Below are 17066 nucleotides of genomic sequence, written 5' to 3' on the forward strand. Positions count from 1 at the left end.
GCCTCAAGGGTTCGCTGCGCGGACCTTACGCTCGCCCTTGACCCGCCAAACCACCCACTGAGAATTCAAAAGAGGCACATTACATTCGTGGGCGCAAACGTGATCGCGGGGCCTGAGAGAACAAACGGCCAATTGAAGCGTTACGAGGTAACGCTTGGCTGGTTATCAAACCAATATGAACGTCAATGCACTCAGAAGAAAAGAGCTTTCTCACATCGAGACGGTTCTGACGATTTTAGAGACGTCGCAAAAGGCGTTTTCAGTCAATTGTTTGCTCAGTCGACCCATCTACTGGGAGTCCCGGGTGCTTGGCGTTTGCAACGGAAATGCAGAGGCCGATATAGCCGGACGGGCGAAGAAAATCCTCGACCGCCTGGCGGTGATTTCTCAACAGTCGGAGCGCGATGGCCTATAACGCAGATGTTGCAAGCTGTCGCTTCGGACAGACTCGATTGGCTTTTAATAGGGCGGCAGCTTGCGGATGACCTGTTTGGTGAAGCTTCACGAACGCGGGCTGCTCGTGCGAAGTCGGCAAGCAACATCGAGGGCGGGGCTTCTTTCTGCTTCTCTTACAATTTGACGGCAGCCGGAGAGGTGGTGCTGTCGCGCTTAGAACGCGCGACAGCCGAGAATGACGTTTTAGGCGACGCGAGGGTTTGCTCTCGGTGCTGCTCTCACGGGCTGCGCGTGAAGAACTTTGCCCGCTCCTGTCAGCGGGCTTTTATTTGTGCTTGAGCCGACGACAAGACTGGAGATGTGCCGCGCACGAAACAGCCGACGCACATGGCGGTTGGACCACTGATTGTCGAGGGGCACCGGCCGTCTGAATGTCCGTGCGTTGGAATGGGCCAAAGTCCGTTGATGGCCGGCAAGCGCCCGCCCACCGGCCAACAGCTATCAGACTTCGGTTTGTTCGGCCATCTCGAGCGCGTCATCTACCTCGATACCGAGGTATCGCAATGTGCTCTCGAGCTTCGTATGACCTAAGAGCAACTGAACCGCCCGCAGGTTCTTCGTGCGTCGATAGATCAAAGATACCTTCGTGCGGCGCATCGTGTGCGTACCGTAGGCGGCGTCGTCGTGAGCTTCCCTCGGGTTTTCGCCTTCCATCAGTCCCGAGTTATGCAGCGGCATCGTTGGTCTGCTGAGCTTTGATCCAGTCCCGGAGGAACTGCTCCGGAGAAACCAGGCCGAGCGACGAATGACGACGACTGCGGTTGTAAAACACTTCGATGTATTCGAACAGATCGGCCTTAGCGTGCTGATGCGTCCGGTAGCGCGTGGCGTGAACCCGTTCGTTTTTCAAGCTGTTGAAGAAGCTTTCCGTCGGCGCAGCGTCCCAACAATTTCCTTTGCGACTCATCGAGCAGCGCATGCCGTAAGCGGCCAGCTGGCGCTGGAATTCATGACTCGCGTACTGACTGCCTCTATCCGAATGACACAGCGCGCCCGGCGAGGGCGGCGCCGAAACCAGGCCATCGCCAGTGCGTCCGTCACAAGATCGGCCGTCATACGCGGCTTGATCGACCAGCCCACCACTTCCCGGTTAAACAGGTCGAGCACCACGGCCAGGTACAGCCAGCCCTCGTCGGTCCAGATGTACGTGATGTCCGAACTGAACACCTGGTTCGGCTCCGTAGGCGTGAACTCGCGATTCAACAGATTCGGCGCGACCGGCAGGTTGTGCTTCGAGTCGGTTGTTACCCGGTAGTGGCGCTTGTGTCGGGCCCGAATGCCGTTCTCACGCATCAGCCGCTCCACCCGTTCCTTTCTGACCGGAAAGCCGTGATCACGGATTTCTCCGGTCATACGTGGCGAACCGTAGGCAGCCTTGACTTCAGCGTGCACCGGCCGAATCAGCGTCAGCAATTGCGTGTCCGTCAGTCGCGTTCGTCCCGGCTTGCCGCCGCGCTTCCACGCGCGATAACCGTTCACACTAACCGACAGCACCCAGCACAGCGACGACAGCGGATATCGCCCGACCTGCTGGTCGATCCAGGCATACCTCACAGCAGGTCCTTCGCGCCGCCGCTTTTTTTGCGATCTCAAGCTCCATTTGCAAGCGCTTGTTCTCCGCTCGCAGACGCGACAGTTCCATCTGTTCCGGCGTCACTGGCTTCGCTCCGGCGCCACTCAGCTTACCCGACGCCTCGGCCTTCACCCAATTGCGAAGCGTCTGCTCCGACATGCCCAGTTCCCGGGCCACCACGCCGAAGCCTTGGCCTTCCTTGACCCGCTGGACGGCGGCCACCTTGAACTCCGCCGTGTACGCTTATTTCGGTACTTTAAACATCCCTGATTCCCTTCCTTTCCGTCGAGTTTATACACGACCGGTTGGAAGGCGAAGTTTCGGGGGAAGCTCATCGAGCCTTATGGACGCGACCCAACGAAGCACGATGCGAGCATACTGGCGCGTCGAGACGTGCGCTGATTCTACGTCATTGGCAGCCGCCACCTGACGGGCGACCGCTATCAGTTCATCGTCAGTCAAAGTCGAATGCTCTTGCGTCTTCAGCAGCACACCGACGCCGTTAGAACCGACTTCCGGCGGAACATATGCCGCTCGATAAGTAGGCATCGCCTTTGTCCTGTTGTCCATACCAGTATCTTCTGCCCTTGATCAGCCGCCGTCATCCGCAAGCAGGGACGCTTGAGCAAGGTCAACGTTGCGCGTTGCCTTCGGCTTGGCGCTCCGCGGCGGCAGTGGCAACGGCTCTGCGTGCATCGCCCCGACCGGATAAAGCTGCAGGAACGAACGCGCTTCGTCCGTGCTTTTGCAAGATAGCCAGTCCTCATACTCGGTCGGCGGGATAATCACCACCGACCGCTTTTCCGCGCCGGGCCTATGAAACCGTTTCATTAGCGGGTGGTCGTCGGCGTTGACCGTCAACATGGTCATCGACAGGCTCGTTGAGCCGTCGGCGGAATCTTTCCACGCCCGCCACAGGCCGGCGATCGCGAGCGGACCGCCATCGGCCATGCCGATGCGCCAGCCCACTGCCTTGCCGGTCTCGTAGTCCGGCTCGTAGAACCGGCGGCACGGGATCAGAGCGAGTTGCAGCTTGTTCCAGGCAGTGCGGTAACTGGTCTTCTGCCCGACCGACTCCGACCGCGCGTTCATCGTATCGAACGCTTTCACGCCTTGCGGGATGAACTTGCGCGGGACCATTCAACGTCGCAGCGTCAGTCAAATACTCACCATCGACGCGGCGGAAGATCGGCGCGGCATAGTCCTTGTAGATTTCCGGCTTGTAGTCGAAGTTCGGCACCGGGACAGACTGAAGACGTCAAACGCGCCTTTCGGATTAGACTCGTAGCTCGTGCACACTGTTTTTGCCCTCCGTTGCTGAAAATATACACGGAGGCTGAGGGGTCCCCGCCTTCTCCGTGTTGCGACTCGGGTGGGAGTGTGGCAATCGTTTTGCGCAAAACGACCGTTGGCCTTGCCGCGTAACCGTGTTGCGCCGCCAAGAGCGGCATCGACTGTGGCCGGCCAGATAACCTACGCGAGAGGTTCCCTACGGCTGCGCGTTCGATTGCTTCGATGACGCTGAGTTTCGGCCTTGTCTCCGTTCCGGTGAAGGTCTACACGGCCACCGAGAGCAAGTCAGGCGTCGGTTTCAACCTGATGCACAAAGAGTGCGGCACCCGGCTCAAGCAGCAATACGTCTGCCCACACGACGGAAAGGTCGTCGAGCGCGCTGATATGGTCAAGGGTTACGAGTTCGAGAAAGAGAAGTACGTGATCTTCGAGAAGTCGGAACTGGAGGCGCTGGAAGCGAGCGCGAGCCACACGATCCACATCGTCTCCTTCGTGCCCAACGAGGCGATCGACCCCATCTACCTCGACAAGCCGTACTACCTTGCGCCCGACAAGCGCGGCGGCAAACCGTACCGGCTGCTGCAGGAAGCCATGAAAGACAGCGGCACGTGCGCGGTCGCCCGTTGGACGTCGAAGGGCAAGCAGCACATGGTGCAGGTGCGCGCCGGCAACGATGGCTTGATCCTCCAAACGTTGCTTTACGCCGACGAAGTCCGTTCCCAAGCCGATATCGGCATCGAAGAGACGGACACTCAGCCGACGGAGCTGCAACTCGCGGAGCAGTTGATCGAGCAGTACCGCGTCGACAGCTACGACGCGGCCGCGTACAAGGACGAAGAGAAAGAGCGCATCCTCGCGGAGATCGACAAGAAGATCGCGGGCAAGAAGATCACCGCCGCGCCCGCCGCCGAACAGCCCGCCGCGCAAGTCATCGACCTCGTAGAAGCCCTGCGCGCCAGTCTCAAGAAAAAGCCAACCGCGGAACAACCCGCCACGCCTCGCGCTGCTCGCAAAACCGCCCGGGCGGCCGCGCCGGCGGAAGAAGCCGCCGAAGAAGCTCCGGCACCGAAACGCCGGGCCGTGCGCCGCGCGGCCACGGAAGACCAAACCGCCCCAGCACGCAAAACCGGTACACAGAGGTGACATGCCAGACGACGGCTACAGCCTTCGTGACGTTCAGCGCATGCTGGGCGTATCCCGGAGCGTCGTAGAAAAGCTGATTGAAGCGCGCTTCGTCTCACCGAGCGGCGAGCGCCGGCAGTGGCGTTTCACCTTTCAGGACATCGTCATGCTCAGGACGGCGCACGCGTTGCGTATGGCGGGTGTCTCGCCGATGAAGATCGTTCGCGCGCTCGACCATCTCCGGAACAGTTGGGGCCGCGAAGGATCGCTCACTGGTGTGCGCATCGCGGTCGTCGGTAACCGCGTCGCGGTGCGTGACGAAGCGAGCCGCCAATGGGATGCGGAGACCGGGCAAATGCTGCTCGACTTTGAGCCACAGCAGGCACCGAGAAACGTCGCCTCGATAAAGGCGCCGCGGGCGGAGCGCGCTCGCGAAGAAGCTCTCCGACTTTTCCAGCAAGCGCTGTCGCTCGGGGACGATGATCTCGACGCTGCCGAGGCGGCCTATCGGAAGGCGCTCCAGCGCGCGCCGGACTACACCAACGCATCGTTAAACCTTGGCGGCATCCTCGTGGACAGCGAGCGCTTCGACGACGCCATAGCGGTGTATCGACACGCGCTGCGCTTCCGGCCGAAGGACCCGGTGCTGCTTTTCAACATTGGCGTGGCGCTGGAAGATTCGCGCCGCTCCCACGAAGCACTGCGGTCCTACGAGCTTTGCATCGAACACGCCCCCGACTTCGCGGATGCTCATTTCAACGCCGCGCGGATTTACGAGGAACTGGGCGAACAGAAGAGCGCCATCCGCCACTTAAATCAATTCCGCAGGTTGCAGCAGCCTTAGACCGAGGGACTACGTTGACTATCGAAGCGGTGCGGTTTCTGATCGTCGGCGCGCTCATGCTCGTTATGGCAATTGGGCGCAACCTAGTCGAGCGATTGCCGATGACCGGTGCGATGGTCTATCTGATCGTCGGATTCTTGCTGGGGCCCGCCTGCGCAGGCTTGCTGACAATTGATATTGAACGGGACGTCGCGCTCTTGCGCACGCTCACCGAAGCGGGCCTCGTCATATCGTTGTTCGCAATCGGGATGTACTTGCGCATCGATCTGTCGAATCCACTTTGGCGGCTAACGCTACGGCTTGCTGGCCCGGCCATGCTGTTCACTATCGCCATCATGTTCGGTGCGGCGCATTGGGGTCTTGGCCTCGCGGTCGGACCCGGACTCCTACTGGCATCGACGCTCGCACCGACCGATCCCGTGCTGGCCAACGAATTGCGTGTCGAAGAAGCCGGGGATGATGAGCCGTTGAGATTCGCATTGTCGTCAGAAGGCGGTTTCAACGACGGCGCCGCCTCACCAATGGTGTACATCGCACTAGCTGCGCCGGATTCGATCCGGTTGCCGACGAGATTACTTATCCGAGCGACGTTGACAGAGCTGAAGCCCGCGTCGCCGCGGGAGAAGGCTGCGTTGCTGAGAAACATCCGCGGACTCGCCCATGACTAGGGCCTCCATCGCTATCCGAAGGCGGCAATTAGCAAGTTCATTCGAGGGGAGCGTTCCGCGCGCTTCACCATTTCGAGCGAGCCGACATCGCAAAGCAGAGCGGACCTCAGCAGTAAAACAAGAGCCCCGGCCGGTCATCCGGGCGGGGCTCACTTGACACGTTGGAGCTGTATCAAGGAACTTTGCTTGCAACACTTCTGAACTGCTACGCTTCAACGACAACTTCCCGACTGCAACGACTAATGCGGCATACCGCTGGACGACAACTGCTTCCCCATAACGACTGCTCTCTCGAAGCGGAGCGATAAAACCTGAGGCGCGCTCGTGGCAACTGCTTGTCCGGATAGGCGTGAGGTTGTGCCGGAATCTCGGTGCTGCCGTTTTGCGACTCGTGGTTTGCGTTCCATCGCCACAGAAAGAAGTGTACGGCTCCAGCAAGGTTCCAAGCGTCGAACAGAGGCAGCAGTAGCGCTCTTTCCGCCCGAAAGAATCACGCTCCGCGACCGACTGGTCGTCAAGCCTAGCCGGGCGCTTTAGCGCATCAAAGCCAGTAGCCGCTGCATTGTCGGAAGCAGAGCACGCCTTCACCTATTGGCTGTTTTGTGTCGAGCCTGTCGCGCCGGTGCCCGCGCCGTGAGACCCGGTACCCTTGTGCATTGCGCTACCGTTTGACCGGTTCGACGAACCATTCGTCATTGCGCCGGTGCCGGCGCCCTGTGTCGTGCCCCCGGCCGCGCCTGCGTTGCCGCCCGCCGCACCGCCCGGATTGCCGGCTCCTCCACCGCCCGCGCCAGCGCCTATCCCGGTCCCGCCACCGGCTCCTGCCGCCATCCCGCCGCCTGCACCGCCGCCACCTGCACCCCCACCACCACCGGCCCCGCCACCCTGCGCGTACGCGCCCACCGACAGCGCCATCGCGAGCGCCGAAGCCAAAACCGTTGCGGTCATGCTTTTCATCGTTGCCTCCGCATATTGATATCTTGAGAGCCCCCCGGCTCGCGCGACTCGGACGCTTCCGCATACGTCATGCCGCCGTCGCAAGCGTGTCACGTTGGTCGTCTCTAATACTGCGCGAATACGCAGGCGGCACAAGGGGACCGACGCTTGCGAAAGCGGCACACCGGCGTGACGGAGTGACTCTTTCGGCTCCCACGCAGACGACAAACTGAGGAACAGGATGAATACAGCAGCGAAGTGCATTATGACGACGGCCCTTGCGTGGGGCCTTTCGACGGGTGCCCCCGCCCAAGGGAACGCCGGCGGCATTCCCGGCGGCAACGGGGCGGGGCGAGGAGGCGTCGGCATCGCCACACCCAACGGGAATGGCGAGACCGGCACGCCCGGCGGGCCGACCGGCAAGCACTCCACGCTTCTCATCAAGCGGCATCACAAGGCTAAGAAGCAAAGCTAGGCCTCGGCCAGTGGGCTTTCAGCGCAGGCCGACTGCCCTTCGCATCGCCGCGGTAATGCCTTGCCGCGTGCGGTGATATCCCTTCCAAGGATCGGTTTTGGAGCGCATGCATGCGCTGTGCGGCCGTCTTGATCGTCCACTGGTCCGCGCGGCCGATGTCATCTAGCTCGTCCCACGCAATGGGCATCGACACCCCCATGCCTGAGCGCGCGCGCGCGGAGAACACGGCGACAGTGCTCGCCCCTTTGCTGTTGCGCAGGTAGTCGATGAAGATTTTCTTCACCCGGTTCTTGGGTCCGAGGACTGCCGAGAAGCGCTCGGGCATCAATCGCGCCATGTGCCGCGCGACCGCTTGGGAGAAGTCTTTCACCTCGTTCCACTGCTGGCGCCGTGTAAGCGGCACAACGATGTGAAAGCCTTTGCCGCCGCTCGTCTTGACAAAGCTCTTGAGGCCGATCTCGTCAAGCAACACCTTTGAGAGCGTCGCCGCATCAACCATCATCTGCCAAGACAGTTCGGGGTCTGGGTCAAGGTCCAGGATCAAGCGATCGAGATGGTCTAGGTCGGGCTGCACGGCGTTCCAGCTATGCAGCTCGACGACGTTCGTTTGCGCGAGGCCGATGAGCGTTTCGTGATTGTCGACCACCAGCAGCGGCGGGTGGCCAGGATGCATCTCCACGGGCAGCCGCGTAATGCCGGGGATTTCCGAGCGCTCCTCGTGCTTCTGGAAGAACAACTCGCCGTGGATACCCTCCGGTGCACGCACCAGCGATACCGGCCGATCCTTCAGGTACGGTAAGGCGAACTCCGCGATCTCATCGTAGTAGCGAACGAGATCGATCTTCTTCATGCGCGTCACTTCGTCAATGATCCGCTCGGCGTTGGACACCTTTACGCCGGCGACGACGAGCGTTCCGCCCGGCCCGGTGACCCGCGTGGTCCCTTTGCTTGGGGCAGGCTCTCGGGCTCATCGACGTCGACGACCGTCTCTTCCGTCACGGCTGTCGCGGGTTTGTCTTCGCGCATACCTTGGAAGACGGGATCACGAACCTCGCCCGACGGCGTCCATTCGAGAAACGACGCTTCGACGACGAATTCGGGCTCCAGCCAGACGAAGTCGCGATCCTTCTCGCGCGGGGGCGGGTTGTAGAAAGCGGGATCGCCGCGAAGAAGTTTCGTTGCCTTCTTTTCCAGCTCAGCCAGCGGGCGCGGCTTCAGTTCCGCTTTTACGGTTCCGGCGAAGCGCAAGCTGCCGTCGCGCTCGTGCACGCCGAGCATCAGCGATCGCATGCAGCTCCTCCCGCCCGCCAGTCTCGTGTACCCTCCGAAGACAAACTCTTGGCGTTGTAAGCACTTGAGTTTGATCCAGTCGGTCGAGCGACCGGGGCGGTACCGCGCATCGGCGCGTTTGCCAACGACGCCCTCGAGCCGAATCCGGCAGGCGGACGCGAGCAGCGATTCCGGGTCTTCGGTGAAGGACTCACTGAAGCGGATACGCTCGCTGGACGTCTGGGCGACCAACTCGCCGAGTAGCTCCCTGCGCTGCGAGAGCGGCACCTCCCGCAGATCACGTCCGTTGAGAAACGGCATATCGAACGCGAAAAAGGTCAGTTCGGCCGTGCTGCGGCGGTCAAAAGCATTCTGCAGCGCGTTGAAGTCGGGCACGCGGCTGTCGGTGAGCACGACTACCTCGCCGTCAAGCCAAGCGTTGTTGACCGGCATCTCGTCGATAGCGGTCGCGAGCGTGCGCATCTTCTCCGTCCAGTCGTGGCCCCCGCGCGTGATGAGCTTCGCTTTGCCTTGGTCGATTCGGCACATCAGGCGATAGCCATCGAACTTGATTTCGTAGATCCAGTCACCGCTCGTGGGCGGCCGGCGCGCGAGCGTCGCCAGTTGCGGAGCAATCGACTCCGGCAGCGGTTCACCGCCACTTGCGCCACCGGTGCGGGCGGAACGCCGCTTCATGCACCGGCCGGATCGTCGCGAACTTGAATCTTTGCTGTCGGATACAAGTCCGCAGCGAGCCCCAGCGCATCTTCCTTATGGGCGATGACTGTTACGAACACCCCGTCCGGGCGCGTCGAATCGGGAACCTCAATGCGCCAGCCAGCGTGCGTATCGGGACAAACGACAACCTCGTCTACCGGCTTATCGCTGATTGTCATGAGCGGAGTCCTGATGGAGAGACAACTGAACCAACGCGCGCGCAAGGCACGCCGTCAGAAATTCTCGTCGAGCCAGGCTTTGGCCCAGTTGATCGCGCGCTCGTGCTCCGCGCGCTCGGTGTCGAAGTAATCGAGGTCCGAGAAGCGGAAAATCTGCCCTTCGTCCTCATCCTCCCAAGGCGGCCGCTCCACCTCGCACCACGAATGCCAATGATTTCCACTTCGCTTGGGCCGAGAGTCGATCGTCCACTCACGGTGCTCGGCCTTCATGGTGGCGTCGTCTTCTTCCTGCTTGCTGTACGGGAGCGTCGTTGTCATCCGTGTAGGTGTTCCCAATCAGGTCGTCGTAATCGCTCTCACCCGCGCTCACAATCGCGCGCAGCATCTTGGTGAGCGCATCGTCTGGGGGCTTGTTGTCTAGAATGACCTTGGCAGTGCGCAGTGAAATCCAATGGCTTCTCGACAAACCCGTGCCGTCGGCCGTCTCAAAGGGAAACCGATGGAGCTCTCCCGCCGCGCCGGGCGGAGCATTCTCATGCGCGACAATCGTTACTTTCATGGCATTAAAGATCAGTCCCATTGTCTGCTAAGAAAGAGCAATCTTCGCGCCAAAGCAGCGCACGACGTCCGTGCACTGCTCAAGAACGTCTCGCTGCCGCCGTAAGAACGGGAGTTTCCACTTGGCAAGGGCTACGACGGCACCGGCCGCATCCACGCCTCTTCTATCAATGCAGACAACCCTCATCTTTGGCGTACGGCCAGACGGTGACCGTGCTCGCGATTGCTGCGCCGGTCCTCGCGGGTTACGTTGACCGAAGGGCTGACCGCCCTGCTGCTGTCGTCTTTCCGGGCGTGTTTTCGCCTACCGGCCTGCTCGGCGCAGGGCCGCAGACAGCGGTATGGATTTGGGTCTTCTCGCACGGTGGCTTTCCCGCTCTGGTGACCGCTTCGCTGCTCACACGCGCCGTTCCCTCGAGTGTGACTGAACGTACCAAAGGCAGGCTGGCCGCCGTTGGCGCCGTCGCCCTGGCGCTCGGACTAGGTGCGCTCGCCACGGCCGGGCAGACCTACCTCCCGCCGTTTGTCGCGGGATCCGGTTCGTATGCTCAGCTATCGAATAGCCCGGCAGGGATTATTGTCGAAGCACTCTGCCTCGCAACGCTCGGGCTCCACGTATCGACGACTCGTCTGCGCTCGTTGATGGACTTGTGGCTCGCTGTCGCGCTCGTCGGTGCGCTCATCGATGTAACGCTGACCCTCTCGGCGGGCGCACGTTACAGCATGGGCTGGTACGCGGCGAGCGTGGCCTCAATGGTGTCGTCGAGCGCCGTGCTCGGCATGCTGATCTACGAGACGGACCGGTTTCTATCGACGACTGTCCGACACGCACCGCAAACTCATTGAGACGTCGGAACGCGACGGCCTCACGGGCGTGTTCAACCGCGCCTACTTCGACGACCGATCCACCCATGACTTTTCGTTTGCCAGCGCAAGCGGCCAGCCGTTTTGGCGTCTTGCTGATCGACGTGGATCACTTCAAGCAGTACAACGACACGTTCGGACATCTCGCCGGCGACGACTGCCTGAGGCAGGTGGCTCGTGCGCTTTCGACGACTGTGCGCCGGCAAAGCGACTTCGTTGCGCGCTACGGCGGCGAAGAGTTCGTTGTGGTGTTGCCCGCCTGCGAAGCGGCTGCAGGATTGCGCGTGGGGGAGTCCCTCAGCTCGGCAGTCGAGAAACTCGGCATCCAGTCGGCATTGGCAAGCGCCGCGCCGGTCACCGTCTCAGTCGGTCTTGCCTGCACATTCCCGACTCCGCCTGGGTCGGCGCCCGCGCCGTTAGGCCTCGCAGACGTTGCCTTGTACCGAGCGAAGGCGCGCGGCCGCAACCGGGTGGTCGATGCCGCAGAGATTGCCGACGACGAGACGATGTAAAAGACTGGCACGGCCAAGCATCGTTTCGGTCACTAGGTCCTAGAGCGGTGCCCGACACGAGGCACTGGAATCCGCATCGGCCAGTCTGACATCGGCGGTTCCCGATGGTCGATTTCCGCCATCCCGTACGCAAGGGCGTACTGCCGCGCCGATAGTGCGCAGGGGAATTGCCCGAGCGCGCCACTTGCTCGGCTTTCTCCGTCGGGCGACGCTACGATCACCATCGCAGTGTAGGAATCGCCCTCATTAACCACGACGGGAGAGAGCGTCCAGCCGTTATAACGCACGTCAAATTGAGCGTCCATGCCGCCATCTCTCAGGGTGTCTAAGTCTTTGTTTCCCCTATAGTAACAAAACAAAAAAGTAATAACTACTTATCTTTGCTCAAGTAAGTAATTTATTCGCGACCACGCGCTGTTTCATATGTTTGTATGACGATTGCGGACGTAGATGCTCTTTCAGCCATATCCGCCTCAAGCGGATGTGGTTATCTCCTCCTGATCCCTCGGGGCGGGCTTTTTTAGTTTGAGTTGCCATTCGTCGCCATAGCCACGCGGAGCCTGTGCGCCTAACCCGCGATGCGGCGCCCGCGGGGCGTCGGCTGGCGTGGTCCGGAACAGGCTTTCGCGGACGTCATGCCGTCATCCAAACAGGGCACATGGGCTGAGTTGCTTTCGGAGTATCGTGGCATGCGGAATAACACCTGCTTGGAAGTGCAGTCTTTCGCGCAACGGAGAAAGCGATGAGCCCGATCTTTAATGAGAAGACGCGCGATGGGGAAATCGCAAGGGCGCTGAACTTGGCCCTGCACGCCCTGAGCGTTTATTCCGGCGCAATCGTCCTGCTAGACGACAGCAAACCGGTGACACTAAATTTGTCTTACGAGACCGCGGCTATTTTGCGCGCCATGCAACTGCTTGGCATGAAGCCCGGGGAGACGCTGCCTGCGCCGAATCTCGACGATTACGATTTAGGGGATAAAAACGTCCCGAGATTTTAGTTCCGGGACACGCGAACGAAGTGCGCGGGCGTCGGCTAGGGCGCTGCGACCGCACCTTCGATAGCTTGGCTGAGTTGCCTCACGTCAACCGGCTTGGTGAAGTGGAAGTCGAATCCGGCGCCGGCTGTGCGCGCCCGGTCTTGAGGCTGGCCCCACCCGGTAATGGCGATGAGCGTGACGTCTTTCGTGGCGGGCGTTGCCCTGATCTGGCGAGCCACTTCAAGTCCGCTCATGCCCGGCAAACCAAGGTCGAGCAAGATTACCTGCGGACTGTAGTGAGTGAGGATATCGACGGCTTCCTCGCCCGAATAAACAGTCCGTACCTCATGCCCCTCTAATTGCAAGAGCGCGGTCATTGCGTCAGCCGCATCGACATTGTCGTCTACGACGAGGATGCGATGCGCGTCGACCGACGTAGCAACAGCGGGCACGGCATGCGGCGGGACCGGCGGTGGCATCACGCGTGTGTTCGCCGGGAGATGGACGGCAAAGCAACTACCTTTGTCTTTCCCGCGGCTTGACGCCGTCAATCGGCCGCCGTGCAGCTCAATCAGCGATTTCGATAGCGCGAGTCCGATACCAAGGCCGCCCTGCCGGTGATGGTCGGGGTTCACCTGCGAGAACATCGAGAAGATCGCCGACAACTTCTCAGCCTCAATCCCGATGCCGTTATCCGCGACCGAAATAAAGATCTCGCCATCATCGGCCGCCACAGCCAACTCGACTCGTCCGCCCGGTGGTGTGTACTTCGCAGCATTCGTCAGCAAGTTAGCCAGCACCTGCGCCAGCCGCAGGCGGTCAGCCTCCACATGGATTGGGCGGGCGGGCAGCTTGACGACGAATTCGTGGCCCTTGGCGTCAAGCATCGGCCTCGCGGTTTCAATCGCATCGTCAATCACCTCCTTGAGCGCCACCGCTTCCTTGCGCAGCGTCAGCGCCCCGCGCGTAATGCGCGAGACGTCCAGTAGATCATCCAGTAACAGTGCCATGGCTGCCGACTGCCGGCGCAGCAACGTAATGCACCACTTTCTGCGATCTTCGGTCAGCCCAGGCTGTTCGAGTATCTCCGCGACCTGCCGGATCGGGGCAAGTGGATTGCGCAGTTCATGGGCGAGCGTCGCTAGAAACTCGTCCTTGCGGCGGTCAGCTTCTGCGAGTGCCTGTTCTGCTCGCACCCGGGCAGTCACGTCGCCGAACCACGCGACGACAGAACCCTCGAGCGACGCGGCGACGACTTGAAACCACTGCTCGCCGTTGGCCCCTTGAACGCGCACGTCGAAGGCGTCGCGCCCCTGTCCTTCAGCGAGGGGTGCAAGTCGCTCGAGCAATAGGTCTGCATCCCACCCCGCCGGACGAACATAAAACGTCGAACTGCCGATAACAACGCCTGCGGCCTTGTTGAATAACTGGGCGGCCGCCTCGTTCAAGTAGTCCCATCGAAGCTCTGCGATTCGACCTTCGCGCACCACCGGGGTCACGATGAAAAACGGCACGCCGGCACTGTTCAATGCCACGTCAAACCGGTGCCGCGCGTCGCGCTCGACTTGCAGAAGACGAACTGCGGCATCCTGCGTAGCCGCTTCCGCCCGTCCTGCCCGTCTCGCCACCTTCGCGAATTGTTCTCCAGCCGCCACCAGTAATATGCCGACGACCGCGTACGCCATGAGCACCGTCTGGTCGCTTCGTTCCGGAACCGCGAATGTGCCAACCGGGTACATCCATAGAGCACCGTATGCAATGCCGCTCGAAAGAAGCAACACGCCGGACCACGCGCCAAACAGGACTGTGACCAACGGCAGCGACGCGCTTATCAGCAGGAATGTCAGCCGGCCATGGGCCATTACCGTAAGAACCTGCTGAGCGATCAGAATGACGGCTGTAGCCGCAATGCCGTATAAGAGTCTTTTTTGCAGCGGATATTGTGCGATTCGAACGATCACGGCGCGGTCTCAAGTGTTTGGTTTTTGTTCCGCCGCATTATCCATTCCTCGGAAGTATGTAGTGCGACTATTATGTCTGATCTCCGCGATGGTCTGCTCAGTCTTCACAGCGGTCACATGTCGAAGCAGGTCGATCACCCTGATCGGCCTTGTCGTAGCCCCTGCAGAGCACACGGACCCTCAATCCCAGCGCCCAGCCTCTTGAGTAGTGGGCAGCGCCTCATCCGATATCGAATCAACAAACTGACAAAACCGGGAGCCTCGGCTCCCTGTCCTTTAGGCGGTTACGCTAACCTCGATTGGGACGACCTAGCGCTGCGCGAGCCCGGCTACTTGCTCGGCGGCTGTTGCGACTCCGTCGAGTCGCCGTTGCGCCAGTACACGTCGTCTCCATAGTACGAAAGCTCTTTTTGCGGCGGCACTGTGAATACAATAACTCCCAGTCCGTAAAAGGAGTTGTAAGATTCTGTCCCTCGGTAAAAAACGCTCCGGGGTGACCCCGGAGCGTTTTCCAGCGCGAGCAAAGCTGCGCGTGCGATGGTCGATGTAAGCGAGCCGTTGTCCGAGAGCCATTCGATGCGCGCATCTGTCCGGGTCGTGCCGAAGCGTTGCTCGACCGCTGCGAGCATCACATCCCGCACGACATCGCCGCTATGGCCACCAGTAGTCGCTGCCCAGCTGATGGCTTCCCGGTCGTGGCAGTCCAGCGCAAAGGTCACGCGCAACGGCGAGCCGTCATCACAACGGAACTCGAAGCCGTCCGAGGACCAGCGGACATCACTCTGGTCAACGGCTATGCGTCCATCATGCCGACGGGTATCGCGACGTTGGCCAAGGTGCCGAAGCAGCAACTGATGATCGCGCATGACGCGCTAGACCCGCTTGGCGTTCACGCACGGCGCACCAGTCATTTCGTGACTACGTCGCAGCAGTGCCCAGACTCTCCGATAACCCATACGTCGGCAAGACTGCCGCATGCTCGTGAATTGCAGCGGCCAGTTCCGAATCGTCGGTATGCCGGGCGCGGCGCCCATCCTGCCACTCCGGGAAGCGGGTTTTTTTTACTGCCAGAGTAAGCGCGCCACGCCGAGAACATCACAGACCGTTTTCATTGGTCGTCCCCGGGCAGTAAGGGCGAGCGCGCAATCCAGTTTTTTGAGCGGCCATATTCGACTGCTTCCTTCAGGATTTCTGCCTCCTGCGTCTTCTTGCCAAGCAGACGCTGCAGTTCCCTGATTCCTTCATCGCTGCGGCTAACTGCGAGGCAGGCACCACGGCTTGTCTAGCTTTCACCGCTGTTAGGCTGCCGTCCTGATATTGCTTGCGCCACGCAAAGACCTGATTTGGGTTGACTCAGTGTCGCCGGGCAACCGCTGAAACCGTTGCTCCCGGCTCCAGCGTTTCCTGCACGATGGCCACTCTTTCTTGTACCGAACGCCGACGACGGCGCTCCGGTTCGGTCAGAACTTCAACGCTTTCCACGATTTGCCTAGGCTTAAAACTAGTCACGAGACTCCCTATTATTTTAAGGGGTGCCATGTGTCCTGAGAATCAAGGGGCTACTCCACTGGAGAGAACGCATATCGAATCGCGGATTGAGCCGGCAACTTCGCGAAGGGCGGGCACTGCAGCATCGCACGCCGCTCGAGCCACGGACGACGATAGCCGCTGAACGCCCGCATGGAGCGCGCCGGCACCGTGATCCGTATCGAATCTTCCCGCGACTCTGCGTTACAGCGGCTTGATGTTAGCCGCCTGCAGACCGTTTAGACCGCGTTTCGTTTCGAAGCTGACTTTCTGGTTTTCGGCCAAGGTCTTGAAACCTTCGGTACGATCCTCGGAAAAGTGCGCGAAAAGATCATCGCCGCCGTTGTCCGGCGCGATGAAGCCGAAGCCCTTGGCGTCGTTGACCATTTGACAGTACCGGTTTCCATGATGCTCCTTGAAGAAATAAAACCACGTCGCTTTGGCCGAAGTAACCAGAAATGCTCCGACCGAACTATTCAATCCGCTATGCCGGCAACCATCGAGAAGCCAAGTGCCGACGCGGATGCGATTCCGCCTTCGGGACCGTCCCCCGATCGATTTCGTCCATTCCGTGCTTTTAGGCAAACCGCCGTGCGTCGGAGCGCGCATGCGAAACTACCTAGCACGCCAGTGGCGGTTTGAATGCCGTCGCCATTTCGAATAATCAGCATGGCGGCATACCTACCATCGTCACACGCTGCCAGTGGCCTAACAGGCCGCTGAAATACTGATCGCAGAGGTCATCGCGAGATGTGCCTAAAGCGTTGATAGAAGGACCTAACTTGCCCCCCGGAGATCATGCGCGGCGCCGACACGTTCACTGAGAGTTTGTTTTCCTTTCGCAAGCTCGACGACTTCGTTCCGGCGTCGCATCCGCTGCGCTCGATTCGCGTCATGGCGAACGAAGCGCTCGCCAAGATGGATCGGCTGTTCTCCGAGATGTACGAGGTCGACATAAAAGGTGGACGGCCGAGCATAGCGCCGGAGAAGCTGCTGCGGGCAATGCTGATTCAGATCCTCTACAGTGTCCGCTCGGAGCGACAATTGATGGAGCAGACCTCCTGTTTCGCTGGTTCGTCGGCTTGGCAATGGATGATGTGGTGTGGGTGCCCACCGTGTTCACGAAGAACCGC

The 17066-nt window shown here is 60.6% G+C and carries 15 protein-coding genes and 5 pseudogenes; 9 read left to right on the forward strand and 11 right to left on the reverse strand.

Annotated features, from left to right (window positions below; translation table 11 throughout):
• The first annotated feature begins 154 nt into the window (after nucleotides 1-154).
• A complete protein-coding gene (locus tag AB6804_RS29755) occupies nucleotides 155-415 on the forward strand; it encodes a hypothetical protein (RefSeq protein WP_370889504.1) in 261 nt (86 codons plus the stop codon).
• Nucleotides 416-897: 482 nt separating this feature from the next.
• On the opposite strand, the pseudogene AB6804_RS29760 reads toward AB6804_RS29755, so the two are convergent.
• From AB6804_RS29760 to AB6804_RS29770, 3 genes and pseudogenes are all read right to left on the reverse strand, one after another.
• Nucleotides 898-1080: pseudogene (locus AB6804_RS29760) on the reverse strand (integrase); the annotation flags it as partial.
• 40 nt (nucleotides 1081-1120) lie between these two features.
• A pseudogene (locus AB6804_RS29765) lies at nucleotides 1121-2293 on the reverse strand (IS3 family transposase).
• 327 nt (nucleotides 2294-2620) lie between these two features.
• Entirely contained in the window at nucleotides 2621-3169 is a 549-nt protein-coding gene (locus tag AB6804_RS29770) for an SOS response-associated peptidase (protein ID WP_370889505.1), read from the reverse strand.
• A 375-nt stretch (nucleotides 3170-3544) separates the two neighbouring features.
• Between AB6804_RS29770 and AB6804_RS29775 the strand changes: the two genes are divergently transcribed.
• The 4 genes from AB6804_RS29775 (at nucleotide 3545) to AB6804_RS29790 (ending at nucleotide 7367) form a co-directional block, all read left to right on the forward strand.
• Entirely contained in the window at nucleotides 3545-4465 is a 921-nt protein-coding gene (locus AB6804_RS29775) for a Ku protein (RefSeq protein ID WP_370889506.1), read from the forward strand.
• Nucleotide 4466: 1 nt separating this feature from the next.
• A complete protein-coding gene (locus tag AB6804_RS29780; protein WP_370889507.1) occupies nucleotides 4467-5288 on the forward strand; it encodes a tetratricopeptide repeat protein in 822 nt (273 codons plus the stop codon).
• A gap of 14 nt (nucleotides 5289-5302) precedes the next feature.
• Nucleotides 5303-5956, forward strand: a complete 654-nt coding sequence (locus tag AB6804_RS29785) for a cation:proton antiporter (protein ID WP_370889508.1) — start codon at nucleotides 5303-5305, stop codon at nucleotides 5954-5956.
• Nucleotides 5957-7133: 1177 nt separating this feature from the next.
• Nucleotides 7134-7367, forward strand: a complete 234-nt coding sequence (locus AB6804_RS29790; protein ID WP_370889509.1) for a hypothetical protein — start codon at nucleotides 7134-7136, stop codon at nucleotides 7365-7367.
• Here the strand turns inward: AB6804_RS29790 and ligD (AB6804_RS29795) are convergent.
• Genes ligD (AB6804_RS29795) through AB6804_RS29815 form a run of 5 tightly spaced genes read right to left on the reverse strand, consistent with a single transcriptional unit; the run spans nucleotide 7351 to nucleotide 10112 of the window.
• Nucleotides 7351-8256, reverse strand: coding sequence for a non-homologous end-joining DNA ligase (gene ligD, locus AB6804_RS29795; RefSeq protein WP_370889510.1), 906 nt, complete (start codon nucleotides 8254-8256; stop codon nucleotides 7351-7353). The genes AB6804_RS29790 and ligD (AB6804_RS29795) overlap by 17 nt on opposite strands.
• A 2-nt stretch (nucleotides 8257-8258) precedes the next feature.
• Entirely contained in the window at nucleotides 8259-9332 is a 1074-nt protein-coding gene (gene ligD, locus AB6804_RS29800; RefSeq protein WP_370889511.1) for a non-homologous end-joining DNA ligase, read from the reverse strand.
• Nucleotides 9329-9532: a hypothetical protein gene (locus AB6804_RS29805; protein WP_370889512.1), complete on the reverse strand. Its 204-nt coding sequence runs from the start codon at nucleotides 9530-9532 to the stop codon at nucleotides 9329-9331. Before AB6804_RS29805 ends, ligD (AB6804_RS29800) begins: the two co-directional genes overlap by 4 nt.
• A gap of 54 nt (nucleotides 9533-9586) precedes the next feature.
• Complete coding sequence (locus AB6804_RS29810) at nucleotides 9587-9802, reverse strand: hypothetical protein (RefSeq protein WP_370889513.1); 216 nt, start codon at nucleotides 9800-9802, stop codon at nucleotides 9587-9589.
• Nucleotides 9783-10112 carry a hypothetical protein gene (locus AB6804_RS29815; RefSeq protein ID WP_370889514.1) on the reverse strand — a complete coding sequence of 110 codons (330 nt, stop codon included), beginning with the start codon at nucleotides 10110-10112 and terminating at the stop codon, nucleotides 9783-9785. Before AB6804_RS29815 ends, AB6804_RS29810 begins: the two co-directional genes overlap by 20 nt.
• A gap of 185 nt (nucleotides 10113-10297) precedes the next feature.
• Here AB6804_RS29815 and AB6804_RS29820 point away from each other — a divergent pair, with 185 nt between their 5' ends.
• The 3 genes from AB6804_RS29820 to AB6804_RS29830 all read left to right on the forward strand — a co-directional run bounded on the left by AB6804_RS29820 (nucleotide 10298) and on the right by AB6804_RS29830 (nucleotide 12466).
• On the forward strand, nucleotides 10298-10936 hold the full coding sequence (locus AB6804_RS29820) for an MASE4 domain-containing protein (protein ID WP_370889515.1): 639 nt from the start codon (nucleotides 10298-10300) through the stop codon (nucleotides 10934-10936).
• 110 nt (nucleotides 10937-11046) lie between these two features.
• Nucleotides 11047-11466, forward strand: coding sequence for a GGDEF domain-containing protein (locus AB6804_RS29825; RefSeq protein ID WP_370889516.1), 420 nt, complete (start codon nucleotides 11047-11049; stop codon nucleotides 11464-11466).
• A 742-nt stretch (nucleotides 11467-12208) separates the two neighbouring features.
• On the forward strand, nucleotides 12209-12466 hold the full coding sequence (locus tag AB6804_RS29830; protein WP_370889517.1) for a hypothetical protein: 258 nt from the start codon (nucleotides 12209-12211) through the stop codon (nucleotides 12464-12466).
• A gap of 35 nt (nucleotides 12467-12501) precedes the next feature.
• On the opposite strand, the gene AB6804_RS29835 is transcribed toward AB6804_RS29830, so the two are convergent.
• From AB6804_RS29835 to AB6804_RS29845, 3 genes and pseudogenes are all read right to left on the reverse strand, one after another.
• Nucleotides 12502-14406 carry an ATP-binding protein gene (locus AB6804_RS29835; protein WP_370889518.1) on the reverse strand — a complete coding sequence of 635 codons (1905 nt, stop codon included), beginning with the start codon at nucleotides 14404-14406 and terminating at the stop codon, nucleotides 12502-12504.
• Between the two features lie 516 nt (nucleotides 14407-14922).
• Nucleotides 14923-15945, reverse strand: a pseudogene (locus AB6804_RS29840) (IS3 family transposase); the annotation flags it as partial.
• A gap of 192 nt (nucleotides 15946-16137) precedes the next feature.
• Nucleotides 16138-16340, reverse strand: a pseudogene (locus tag AB6804_RS29845) (cold-shock protein).
• Nucleotides 16341-16731: 391 nt separating this feature from the next.
• Between AB6804_RS29845 and AB6804_RS29850 the strand changes: the two are divergent.
• Nucleotides 16732-17066 (forward strand): annotated as a pseudogene (locus AB6804_RS29850) (transposase); the annotation flags it as partial.

Source organism: Caballeronia sp. RCC_10, from assembly GCF_041360715.1.
In the GTDB taxonomy this organism is placed as follows: Bacteria; Pseudomonadota; Gammaproteobacteria; order Burkholderiales; family Burkholderiaceae; genus Caballeronia; species Caballeronia grimmiae.